General features: G+C 41.1%; 8 protein-coding genes. 6 read left to right on the forward strand and 2 right to left on the reverse strand.

Annotated elements, in window-relative coordinates:
* The first annotated feature begins 7 nt into the window (after positions 1–7).
* The 5 genes from Q0O89_RS04855 to trpA all read left to right on the forward strand — a co-directional run bounded on the left by Q0O89_RS04855 (position 8) and on the right by trpA (position 5,536).
* On the forward strand, positions 8–586 hold the full coding sequence (locus Q0O89_RS04855; protein WP_293730559.1) for an aminodeoxychorismate/anthranilate synthase component II: 579 nt from the start codon (positions 8–10) through the stop codon (positions 584–586).
* A 118-nt stretch (positions 587–704) separates the two neighbouring features.
* Complete coding sequence (gene trpD / locus Q0O89_RS04860) at positions 705–1,706, forward strand: anthranilate phosphoribosyltransferase (RefSeq protein ID WP_293730560.1); 1,002 nt, start codon at positions 705–707, stop codon at positions 1,704–1,706.
* Between the two features lie 244 nt (positions 1,707–1,950).
* Complete coding sequence (gene trpCF, locus Q0O89_RS04865; protein ID WP_293730561.1) at positions 1,951–3,372, forward strand: bifunctional indole-3-glycerol-phosphate synthase TrpC/phosphoribosylanthranilate isomerase TrpF; 1,422 nt, start codon at positions 1,951–1,953, stop codon at positions 3,370–3,372.
* 161 nt (positions 3,373–3,533) lie between these two features.
* Positions 3,534–4,730: a tryptophan synthase subunit beta gene (gene trpB, locus Q0O89_RS04870; protein ID WP_293730562.1), complete on the forward strand. Its 1,197-nt coding sequence runs from the start codon at positions 3,534–3,536 to the stop codon at positions 4,728–4,730.
* Complete coding sequence (trpA, locus tag Q0O89_RS04875; RefSeq protein ID WP_293730563.1) at positions 4,730–5,536, forward strand: tryptophan synthase subunit alpha; 807 nt, start codon at positions 4,730–4,732, stop codon at positions 5,534–5,536. Before trpB ends, trpA begins: the two co-directional genes overlap by 1 nt.
* 229 nt (positions 5,537–5,765) lie before the next feature.
* Here trpA and Q0O89_RS04880 read toward each other — a convergent pair whose 3' ends face one another.
* Positions 5,766–6,059, reverse strand: coding sequence for a BrnA antitoxin family protein (locus tag Q0O89_RS04880; protein ID WP_135709623.1), 294 nt, complete (start codon positions 6,057–6,059; stop codon positions 5,766–5,768).
* A gap of 266 nt (positions 6,060–6,325) precedes the next feature.
* On the opposite strand from Q0O89_RS04880, the gene glnE reads away from it, so the two are divergent.
* Entirely contained in the window at positions 6,326–9,241 is a 2,916-nt protein-coding gene (gene glnE, locus Q0O89_RS04885) for a bifunctional [glutamate--ammonia ligase]-adenylyl-L-tyrosine phosphorylase/[glutamate--ammonia-ligase] adenylyltransferase (protein ID WP_293730565.1), read from the forward strand.
* A gap of 74 nt (positions 9,242–9,315) precedes the next feature.
* On the opposite strand, the gene ppc is transcribed toward glnE, so the two are convergent.
* The gene (ppc, locus tag Q0O89_RS04890; protein WP_293730567.1) at positions 9,316–11,970 is read right to left on the reverse strand and encodes a phosphoenolpyruvate carboxylase; all 2,655 of its coding nucleotides are present in this window, start codon (positions 11,968–11,970) and stop codon (positions 9,316–9,318) included.
* Positions 11,971–12,267 lie beyond the last annotated feature (297 nt).

Raw genomic sequence — 12,267 nt, forward strand, 5'->3', positions numbered from 1 at the left:
TGAAAAAATGGCAACCATCGTATTTTTAGATAATTTCGACTCTTTCACGTATAACTTAGTGGATCAGTTTCGTAGCCTTGGGCATGAAGTAAAAATTTACCGCAATGATTGTGATGTGGATTTTTTGGAAAATCTTTGCAAACAACCAAACCATATCCTTGCGCTCTCCCCCGGCCCCGGCACGCCTGCTGAAGCCGGCAATATGCTCGCACTCATTGAACGCGTAAAAAGTGCGGTGCCTATTCTAGGAATTTGTTTAGGTCATCAAGCGTTAATCGAAAGTTTTGGCGGCAAAGTCGTTCATGCCGGTGAAGTGCTGCATGGTAAAGTGTCAAAAATCACGCATGATAACCAAGCTATGTTCCAAGATATTCAGAACCCAATGCCCGTTGCACGTTATCATTCTTTAATGGGAAAAGATTTACCTGAAGAATTTATCGTAAACGCAGAATACCACAAAATTATCATGGCAATCCGTCATAAAACCTTGCCAATCTGTGCATTCCAATTCCACCCGGAAAGCATCCTCACCGTGCAAGGTTCAAAATTGCTAGAACAATCCATAAATTGGTTGTTGAATAGGTAAGTGATCATTGCGGTTGTAGGGGCGAAACATTTTTCGCCCTTTCCCCAAAATATCATGAATTTTCAGGGCAAAAAATATTTTGCCCCTACAAACAATAATAAGAAATTAGGAAGCCATTATGCAAATCGACAATATTTTAACCGCACTTTTTGATAAAAAAGTTCTTACTCAATCCCAATCTCAAACTCTTTTCACGGCTATCGTAAAAGGCGAAATCTTACCCGAACAACTCGCCGGCACACTGATTGCCTTAAAACTACGTGGTGAAACCATTGAAGAAATTACAGGCGCAGTGACCGCACTTTTAAACGCAGCTGAGCCATTCCCCACCCCTGACTACCCTATTGCAGACATTGTGGGAACGGGGGGCGATGGTGCCAACACCATTAATATTTCCACTGCCTCTGCCATTGTCGGCGCCAGTATGGGATTAAAAATAGCGAAACACGGTAATCGCAGTGTTTCTAGCAAAACAGGGGCCAGTGATTTGCTTACCGCCTTAGGCGTGAACATCAACATGAACACAGAAAATGCGCGAAAAGCCTTAGATGAAATCGGTTTAGCCTTTATCTTTGCCCAAAAATATCACACGGGATTTAAATATGCCGTTCCTGTGCGCCAAGCCCTAAAAACACGGACAATCTTTAATATCCTAGGCCCTTTAATTAACCCTGCGGATCCTAAGCGTCAATTATTGGGCGTTTACACTCCTGAGCTATTAAAACCTTACGCCGAAACCAACGCACGTTTAAACCATGAACACAGTATCATCGTTCACGGTTGCGGTTTAGACGAAGTCGCCATTCACGGCAAAACCCAAGTTGCAGAACTACGTGACGGTCAAATTGAATACTATGATCTGTCACCAAAAGATTTCGGCTTTGAACCTAGACCACTGGAAAGCCTACGTGGCGGTGAACCCTTAGAAAATGCCCAAATCTTAACCGCACTATTAAAAGGTCAAGGCAAAGCAGAACACAACCAGGCGGTTGCGATGAACACGGCACTATTGATGAAGTTATTCGGCTACGAGAATATTCGAGAAAACGCCCAAGAAGTATTAGAACACCTCGCCACAGGCAAAGCATACAACACACTCGAAGCACTGACGAAATATTAAAAATCCCCGTCTGAGCTGCCCGAGCGTTTTGAAATTTTTAGCAAAATTCAGTATGTTTGAGCGAAGCGAGTTCTGGAATTTTGCGTTAAAAAAATTTCAAATAAGCGAGGAAAAGCAGCGAAGTCGGGGCGTGCTTTCTTTTTGCTTACTTTTGCTTTGCACGAGCAAAGAAAAAGTAAGTCGCCATCGGCGAAATACGATTTTTATTAATAACCTAATAACCGAATAAGAATTAAGAAAAAACATGAAACTACACACCCCAACAATATTACAAAAAATTGTCGCTGACAAAATCGAATGGGTGAAAAACAAAAAAACAGAATTTCCCCTTGCCGACTTTCAGCAAAACATCACAAAATCTGACCGCAGTTTTTATGCAGCTTTAGGACAAGGTACTCATCAACACCCTGCTTATATTTTGGAATGTAAAAAAGCCTCGCCATCAAAAGGCTTAATTCGCGATGAATTTAACCTAGCAGAAATTGCAGCGATCTATAAAAATTACGCCTCAGCAATTTCCGTACTGACAGATGAAAAATATTTCCAAGGAAATTTTGATTACATCAAAATCGTCCGTGATCTTGTAACCCAACCGGTACTTTGCAAAGATTTTATGATTGATGAATATCAGATTTACTTGGCTCGTTATCACCAAGCGGATGCTATTTTATTGATGTTATCTGTGGTGGATGATGAAACTTATTTAAAACTAGCCGCACTTGCACACCAATTAGGCATGGGAGTGTTAACTGAAACCAGTAATGAAGCAGAGTTTGAACGCGCTCTTGCGTTAAAAGCCCAAATTATCGGTGTGAATAACCGTAATCTGCATGATTTAACCGTAGATTTGAATCGTGTAAAAGATCTGGTGCATAAATATGCGGATCAAATTCCTGCAGATGTGCGCATTATCAGCGAATCGGGTATTTATACGCACCAACAAATACTCTCATTAAAATCTGTTTCCCACGGCTTTTTAATCGGATCGAGTCTCATGGGGAACGCCGATCTAAATAATGCCGTGCGTGCAGTAATTTTTGGGGAAAATAAAGTCTGTGGATTAACCCGAAGACAAGATGTACAAACAGTTTACGAAAATGGTGCGCTTTACGGTGGATTAATTTTTGCAGAAGGCTCACCGCGTCAAGTGTCATTACGCCAAGCACAAGAATTAGTGACAACTGCTCCACTTCGCTTTGTGGGTGTATTCCAAAATCAACAGATTGAATTTATTACGAAAATCGCAGCTCAACTTAACCTTTTTGCGGTTCAGTTACACGGTGCAGAAACTGCTGAGTTTATCACCGCACTTCGCGCAAAATTACCTGAACAAATCCAAATATGGAAAGCCGTTTCAGTTGATATTGATACACAAGAAAGTGCGGTAGAAATTCCGCAACATCCTGAAATTAACCGTTATATTTTAGACAGCAGAATCGGAAAGCAACAAGGTGGTACAGGTAAAACCTTCGATTGGTCAAAAATCCCTGCTGATTTAAAAGATAAAATAATGCTTGCAGGCGGCATCAGCCCTGATAATATCGAACTTGCCTTACAGCAACGTTGCTTAGGCGTCGATCTTAACTCAGGCGTGGAAAGCGGAAAAGGCATAAAAAACCCCGAAAAACTCACCGCAGTTTTTGACAGCATTTATCATTATTCCTAGAACAGCAAAATAATGGCTGTAGGGGCAAAATATTTTTTGCCCTGAATATTTACGATGTTTTAGGGGCGAAAGATGTTTTGCCCCTACAGAAAATAATCTAGCAACAGTGGCTCACGCGTCAATCAACCCAGTGAATGCCACCCTAACAAAGAGATATAAAAATGACAGATACTATCCTCAACCCCTATTTCGGAGAATTCGGTGGCATGTACGTCCCCGAAATTCTCGTTCCTGTGCTAAAACAACTGGAAAAAGCCTTTGTGGAAGCACAACAAGATCCCACTTTCCAAGCAGAATTTGCGGATCTATTAAAGAATTATGCCGGTCGCCCAACCGCCTTAACCCTTTGTCGTAATTTAACCAAAGGCACTAAAACTAAGCTTTACCTAAAACGCGAAGATCTCCTCCATGGCGGTGCCCATAAAACTAATCAAGTTCTAGGTCAGATTTTGCTCGCAAAACGCATGGGTAAAACGCGCATCATTGCTGAAACAGGTGCCGGACAACATGGGGTAGCAACGGCACTCGCTTGTGCGATGTTGGATATGCCTTGTCGCGTTTATATGGGGGCAAAAGACGTTGAACGCCAATCACCGAATGTCTTCCGTATGCGTTTAATGGGCGCAGAAGTTATTCCTGTGGAAAAAGGTTCTTGTTCCTTAAAAGATGCCTGTTGTGAGGCTATGCGTGATTGGTCTGCAAACTACGAAACCACCCATTATCTACTCGGGACAGCAGCCGGTCCCCATCCGTTCCCAACTATTGTGCGCGAATTCCAAAAAATGATTGGTATTGAAACAAAACGCCAAATTTTAGAAAAAGAAGGGCGTTTACCTGATGCCGTAATCGCCGCAGTCGGCGGTGGCTCTAATGCTATTGGCATGTTTGCGGATTTTATTGACGAAAAATCCGTGCGTCTCATTGGTGTGGAGCCTGCAGGTAAAGGGATTGAATCAGGTGAACATGGTGCACCGCTAGGACATGGTAATCCCGGCATTTATTTCGGAATGTTATCGCCCATTATGCAAACAAAAGATGGTCAAATCGAGGAATCTTACAGTATTTCCGCCGGTCTTGACTTCCCATCTGTAGGGCCACAACATGCCTACTTAAATTCTATTGGACGCGCAGAATATCCGAGTATTACCGATGATGAAGCCCTTGAGGCTTTCCAAGCCTTAGCGAAACACGAAGGCATTATTCCAGCCCTTGAGAGTTCTCACGCATTGGCTCAAGCCTTAAAAATGATTAAAGAAAATCCAAACAAAGAACAATTATTGGTCGTCAATTTATCAGGGCGTGGAGATAAAGATATTTTCACAGTGGATAAAATTTTAACGGAGAAGGGGAACATCTAATGAGTCGTTTTGAACAAACTTTTGCGCACTTAAAAGCAAAAAATGAAGGCGCATTTGTGCCATTTGTGACACTTTGCGATCCGGATTTTGACCGCAGTTTTGAAATTATTTGCACCCTTGTGGACAATGGTGCTGATGCCCTTGAATTAGGTTTTCCCTTTTCCGATCCCCTATTAGATGGACCGGTTATTCAAGCGGCAAATAATCGCGCACTTGCTGCAAATTGTAGCACAGAAGAAAGTTTTCAGTTACTGGCTAAAGTGCGGTCAAAATACCCTGAAATTCCTATCAGCTTGTTACTTTGTGCCAATTTAATTTATGCGCAAACCCTTGATGGTTTCTATCAACGCTGTGCTGAAGTTGGGGTTGATGCCGTGTTAGTGGCAGATATTCCACTACTGGCTTGTGAACAGTATGTACAAGCTGCACAAAAACACGGTATCCAACCTGTGTTTATCTGCCCACCGAATGCGGATGCTCAAACTATTGCAGGCGTAGCTGAAAAAACGGAAGGCTATACTTATTTGGTATCGCGTGCCGGCGTCACTAGTGCGGAAAATCAATCTCATGCAGCCAACTTGGATACCCTTGTTGAACAGCTGAAAACCCATCACAGCGCACCCATTTTGCAAGGTTTTGGTATTGCTAAACCGGAGCAAGTCAAAGAAGCCCTTATGCTAGGCGCAAGCGGTGCGATTTCAGGCTCAGCAACGGTAAAAATTATCGAAGGCAATCTCGACAACCATACGCGGTGCTTAGCTGAATTAGCGGAATTTGTACGTAAAATGAAAGCGGCAACAAAATAGTGAAGACAGGCCTTATGCCTGTCTCAGATTGCTGACAAAGGTTATATTTGAGCAATAACCTAGCACGAGCCGTGCTAGGTTCATTAAGCCCAGCCCCGCTGGGGCTGAAAAAAGAGCCGCAGAGCGGCTCAGATTAAGTAACCCTATACGGCTCGTATAGGGTTATCAACGGTCTGAGACAGGCCTTATACCTGTCTTTATTACTTTAAATGAGTAAGATGAACAGACGCTATAAATTCACGGAATATTGCCGCAATACTTCGTTCATTTTAGCTTGCCAATTTTTTCCTGTAGATTTAAATTTTTCAACAACATCTAAGGGTAAATGAAGTGTTACAGTTTGTTTCGTGGATTTATAATGTGGCTTAATAACACCCTTTTTTTCCATTTCAGCTTGATGAGTTAACAAAATGGAAAGCTTATCTGCAGGCAATACCTTTTCAATCGGTTGAAATTTATTGAGTTCTTGCTGAGTTAAAGGACGCTCAGCAATATTGAATTCTTCATCATTGCTGTAATTCATAAGTTTTAATCTCCCTTTTATTGGCTTTCCGAAAACTTATCACACGAATACCTTCATCAGTAAATTTTTAGTATTATCAAATTCAATTTTCATTATCTAATTTGACTATTCGTTATTATATGAAGAGATTATGCACTTGTAAATGAACGCTGCAAGCCAGCTTACTTCATTTTGGAATATACATCACAAAACAAAAACTCCAGTCGAATTTCACCGCACTTTTTTGTATCATAGGTACACCAATTTTTCTCTTCCAAGGACGTAAAATGTTACTTTCCACCACCCCATTTGAAGGGACCTTAAATCAACTGGCAGATTTACTTTGCGAACAATTTCCTGCGCAATTTGCTTTTAATTTCCAACATACCCACCCAAATAGTCCAACACTTTTACAATGTATTGCGATGTCTGACTTTGTGGTAGAAGTTTTTAAAAAACAACCACAGTTTTTAGCGCAATGCTGGCAAGATATACCGCAACTTCATGATTGTCATCACTACGATGAACGACTCACTCAGTTACTCGAAAAAATAGAAACTGAAGAACAACTTAACCGCGTTTTACGTCAATTCCGTAATCGCGAAATGGCGAAATTGAGTATGTGCCAAACACTCAATTTAGGTACAGTGGAAGAGATTTTTATTCGGCTGTCACAACTGGCAGAGAGTTTAATTATAGGTGCACGCGATTGGCTTTATCAACAAGCCTGTCAAGAAATGGGAACCCCTATGGATGCCAAAGGCAATGCTCAGCAGCTTTATATTCTTGGTATGGGGAAATTGGGTGGTTTTGAACTTAATTTTTCCTCTGATATTGATTTGATTTTTACTTATCCAAATCATGGTGAAACTGTTGGTGCTCGCCGCAGTGTAGATAATCAGAAATTCTTTACACGCCTTGGTCAACGTCTAATCAATGCCTTAGACCAATTCACCCCTGATGGTTTTGTTTATCGCACAGATATGCGTTTGCGTCCCTTTGGAGATAGCGGCGCACTTGCCCTCAGTTTTTCTGCGATGGAAACCTATTATCAAGAGCAAGGACGTGATTGGGAACGCTATGCCATGATAAAGGGGCGTATTTTAGGCGCAAAAGCAGAAGATCCGAATGTGAACACCTTGCGCCAACTACTCCGCCCTTTTGTTTATCGTCGTTATATTGATTTTAGTGTGATTCAATCCTTACGGGACATGAAAAATAAAATCGAGCGTGAGGTTCGTCGCCGTGGTTTAGTGGATAATATCAAACTTGGCGCCGGTGGAATTCGTGAAATTGAATTTATTGTGCAAGTGTTTCAACTCATGCGTGGTGGTCGAGAAATTCACTTACAACAGCATGAATTGCTGAATTTATTGCCTGAAATTGAACGCTTACAATTATTAACACCTGAACAACGTCAAGATTTACAAAATGCTTATCTCTTTTTGCGCCGCGTAGAAAATATATTGCAAGCCATTGATGACAAACAAACCCAGCAATTACCCACAGAGGATCTTAATCGTCAACGCATTGTGGCGGCAATGTCTGAATATACCCAATGGGATGCCGATCAAAAACCTGTAAAAATTCAACCGCCCATTCAAAATTGGGATGAATTTTACGCGATTTTGCAGATGCATCACCAAAAAGTGCGGTCTGTTTTTAATGTATTAATCGGTGAAGATAACGAAAAGGAAAAAAATGACATTGAAAATGAATGGTCGGATTTTTTAGAGACAGATTTTAACCATGATGATTTACTGAGCGTATTAAGTAAAAAGGGTATCGCTGATGAAGTCATTGATGAAATTGACAATACTTTAGTGCAATTTCGCGCGAGTCTTGCACGCCGCCCAATCGGTATTCGAGGTCGCGAAGTGTTAAGCTTGTTAATGCCGAATTTATTTGCTCAAGTCTTTGAACATCAAGAATATCGCGTCCTTTTGCCGCGAATGTTAAATATCATTGAGAAAATTCTTTCACGCACGACCTATTTAGAGCTGTTGCAAGAAAATACTCAGGCGCTGACCCAGCTCATTGAGCTTTGCGCGCGTTCGCAAATGATCGCTGAGCAAGTAGCACGTCATCCGATTTTGCTTGATGAGTTAATTTATAGTCAAACCTTGCTTAATCCGCCACCTTTTACCCAATATGCCGATGAGTTGCACCAGTATTTATTACGCTTACCTGAGGAGGATGAAGAGCAATATATCAATGCCTTGCGTCAATTTAAGCAAACCATTTTATTACGTGTTGCCGCAGCGGATATTATGGGAGTGTTGCCTGTTATGAAAGTGAGCGATCATTTGACGTACTTGGCGGAGGCTATTATTGGCGCAGTAGTCAATTTAGCGTGGCAACAAGTCACTGCTCGTTTTGGTACGCCTGAACATCTACAGCCTAACGAAAAAGGCTTTTTGGTGATCGGGTATGGGAAATTAGGCGGCATTGAATTAGGTTATAAATCTGATTTGGATTTAGTTTGTTTATACGATCGCAAAGACAGTTGGACAGTGGGCGGTAAAAAACAGATCGATAGTCACCAATTCTACCTTCGTTTGACACAAAAAATTGTGAGTATTTTTAGCATGAACACGAGTGCCGGCATACTTTATGAGGTCGATATGCGGTTACGTCCTTCTGGTGATGCCGGTGTACTTTGTAGTTCACTCTCTGCCTTTCAAGATTATCAACTTAATGAAGCCTGGACATGGGAAAAACAGGCATTAGTCCGTAGCCGTGCAGTGTATGGCTCAACAGAATTGCGTCAACAATACGAAACGATTCGTCAACTTGTACTCGCTACACCACGGGATCTCACTCAACTCAAAATTGATGTGCGTGAAATGCGTGAAAAAATGTATGAACATTTAGCCAATCACAATGAACATCAATTTAATATCAAAACCGATCGTGGTGGAATTACGGATATTGAATTTATCGCGCAATATCTTGTCCTTGCTAACGCGCCTCAGAATCCTGATTTAGCCCATTGGTCAGATAATGTGCGGATTTTTGATATTATGGCTGAACATCAAATTATCCCCCAAAAAACGGCGGAGCAATTAAAAGAGTGCTATACCTCACTACGTAACCGTATTCATCATTTAAACTTACTTGGTCAGCCATCAATTACGACCAGTGAAGAATTTGCACAAGTGCGGTCATTTATTGGAGAGATTTGGAGAACATATCTTCAATAAGAAAAACCCTAGCTATAATAAAAGCCCAAGATAGAATCAATAATATCTTGGGCTTTTTACTAAGCTAAATCAAACTAGCCGGTATTACGCATACCTGCTGCCACACCGGCAATCGTAATCATTAATGCTTGTTCTACATCAGGATTTGGGTTCTCAGGATCTTGACGTAAACGGCTGAGCAACTCGACTTGTAGTAAGTTAAGTGGGTCAGTATAGACATTACGTAATGCAATAGATTGCGCCACCCATGGTAAATCAGACATTAATTGTTGACCTTGACCTGAAAGTGACAGCACTGTTTTAATATCTTCGGCTAACTGCTCACGTAGGGATTTACCTAAATACCAAAGCTCTTGTTTCACTAAGCGTTGATCGTAATGTTCTGATAACCAGGCATCGGTTTTACTAAATACCATTTCAAGCATACCGATACGTGTGTTGAAAAATGGCCAGGCTTGACACATTTCTTCAATAATGGCTTTATTTTCAGGATTACTCTCCATTGCTTGACGTAAAGAAGCCCCTGCTCCCAACCAAGCCGGTAACATCAAACGGTTTTGCATCCAAGCGAAGATCCACGGAATGGCACGTAAGCTTTCTACCCCCCCATTTGGATTACGTTTAGCCGGACGTGAGCCTAATGGTAATTTTGATAATTCTTGCTCTGGTGTTGCACTACGGAAATAGGGCACAAAATCTTTATCACCACGCACCACATCGCGATAAATTTTACATGATGAAGTGGAAAGTTCATCCATTACTGCTCGCCAGCTTGCTTTTGGTTCCGGTGGTGGCAACAAGTTTGCTTCTAAAATTGCGCTCGCATAAAGATCCAGGGTTTCCATTGCAACGGCCGGTAAGCCTAATTTGAAACGGATCATTTCACCTTGCTCAGTAACACGTAAGCCATTTTTCAATGAACGTGGTGGTTGAGATAATAAAGCTGCATGCGCAGGTGCACCACCACGACCCACTGTACCGCCACGACCGTGGAATAAGGTTAATTCGATACCTAATTTTTCACAGAGTTTGACAAGATTATCTTGACCACGATATTGCGCCCAAGATGCCGCCATCATACCGGCGTCTTTCGCACTATCTGAATAGCCAATCATCACCATTTGTTTATTGTTGATCACACCACGATACCAACCGACATTAAATAACTGTGTCATCACTTCTTCAGAAGCATCTAAGTCATCAAGGGTTTCAAACAATGGCACAACAGGTAAATGATAAGGCACGCCGGCTTCTTTTAATAACAAATGAACACCTAATACATCTGAAGCTGTTCGTGCCATAGAAATAATATAGCAAGAGAAAGTGCCTTCAGGCTGTTGTGCAATAACACGACAAGTATCTAACACTTCTTGAGTTTCCGGAGAAGGTGTCCAATCACGCGGAAGAAGTGGACGGCGAGAACTTAATTCACGAATTAAGAAAGCTTGTTTATCATCTTCTGTCCAGTTGGTGTAATCGCCTAATCCAATGTAACGAGTGATTTCACCAATAGCGTCAGAATGGCGCGTACTTTCTTGGCGAATATCCAGGCGAGAGAAAGCGACACCAAAGCAACGAATACGGCGTAAAGTATCCAGCAATAAGCCATTTGCAATAATGCGCATACCGCAAGCAATTAGCGATTGATAAGTATCGTAAAGTGGTTCCCATAGGTCATTATCTTGCGTAATAATCTCTGCAGCCGTGTATTTTGGCAAACGACCGGCAAGTAAATCATCGTAATAATCAAGGGTATTTTTCAGTTTTGTACGCAATCCTTTCATCACTTGACGGTAAGGCTCTGCACGATCGCCGTATTTACTTCTAAATTCGTCGGTACAAGCAGAAATAGAAAGCTCATCAACCAACGCTTGAATATCGCTTAAGAAAAGATCTGCCGCTTTCCAACGAGCAAGTTGCAAAACTTGCGTGGTCACTTTTGCGGTAACAAATGGGTTACCATCACGGTCGCCGCCCATCCAAGAGGAAAAGCGAACCGGTGATAAATCAATTGGTAACTCATAACCCAAATGCTCAACAGCGTTATCATTTAAACGGCGTAAGAAAGCCGGAACCGCTTCCCATAGGCTATTCTCAATCATCGCAAAGCCCCATTTTGCTTCTTCAAATGGTGTTGGGCGTTGGGTACGAATTTCATTAGTATGCCAAGCTTGTGCAATTAATTGTAATAAACGGCGTTCAATGTTATGACGTTCGTCTTCTGTTAAATCACTGTGTTCTAATTTGCTTAAACATTTATTAATTTCCACTTGTTTATGAACAAGAGAACGGCGAGTCACTTCTGTTGGGTGAGCCGTTAAAACAAGCTCAATCAATAGCTTATTGATAGTTTTGATAATTTCATCGCGAGATACATTTTTTGCTTTTAAGCGTTTAAACAGTGATTTAATTGACCGCTCTTCCGCTGTTTTATCTTGATGATGACGAGAGATCGTTTGATACTGTTCAGCGACATTGGTTAAGTTCAAAAATTGGTTAAATGCACGAGCAACGGGGATAATATTTTCTGTCGAAATATTTGAAAGAAGTGATAGTAGCTCATTGCGCGCTTGATCATTTCCTCCACGAGAATCGCGAGAAAGTAAGCGAATTTTTTCGATTAATTCCAAAATATCGCTACCTTGTGCTTCACTAATAGTTTCACCTAAGAAATGCCCAAGCATGTTAATATTACTACGCATCGTTGAGTATTCTTGCTCTTGTGTCATATTTGCTCTCCGTAAATTTAAATTCTAGTCACAATATACCCAAAACAGGTTAAAGAAAGCAAATAGAAATCTATAAAAAAATAAAAATTTGCATTTTTCTTGTTTTAGATCGTGTTTTTTTAAATTTAACGCCTTATTTTTAGAATTAATCTAATCATATTGCGCACTACATATAAATTCGTTTAATTTTTAACCCATTATTTTAAATATATATAATCACAAGCTGAAACCATTAATCCGTATTTAGGGTCTGTTTATCTTTCAATAAAAAGCTGCGTTGTCGCCTAAAAAAGCCAT

Origin of the sequence: uncultured Actinobacillus sp. (genome assembly GCF_945915845.1) — a bacterium.
Classification (GTDB): domain Bacteria; phylum Pseudomonadota; class Gammaproteobacteria; order Enterobacterales; family Pasteurellaceae; genus Exercitatus.

Bases quoted from the DNA above. Each gene is read 5' to 3' on its own strand.
- Q0O89_RS04855 (WP_293730559.1), top strand. From the start codon at position 8: ATGGCAACCATCGTATTTTTAGATAATTTCGACTCTTTCACGTATAAC.
- trpD (WP_293730560.1), top strand. From the start codon at position 705: ATGCAAATCGACAATATTTTAACCGCACTTTTTGATAAAAAAGTTCTT.
- trpCF (WP_293730561.1), top strand. From the start codon at position 1,951: ATGAAACTACACACCCCAACAATATTACAAAAAATTGTCGCTGACAAA.
- trpB (WP_293730562.1), top strand. From the start codon at position 3,534: ATGACAGATACTATCCTCAACCCCTATTTCGGAGAATTCGGTGGCATG.
- trpA (WP_293730563.1), top strand. From the start codon at position 4,730: ATGAGTCGTTTTGAACAAACTTTTGCGCACTTAAAAGCAAAAAATGAA.
- Q0O89_RS04880 (WP_135709623.1), bottom strand. From the start codon at position 6,059: ATGAATTACAGCAATGATGAAGAATTCAATATTGCTGAGCGTCCTTTA.
- glnE (WP_293730565.1), top strand. From the start codon at position 6,326: ATGTTACTTTCCACCACCCCATTTGAAGGGACCTTAAATCAACTGGCA.
- ppc (WP_293730567.1), bottom strand. From the start codon at position 11,970: ATGACACAAGAGCAAGAATACTCAACGATGCGTAGTAATATTAACATG.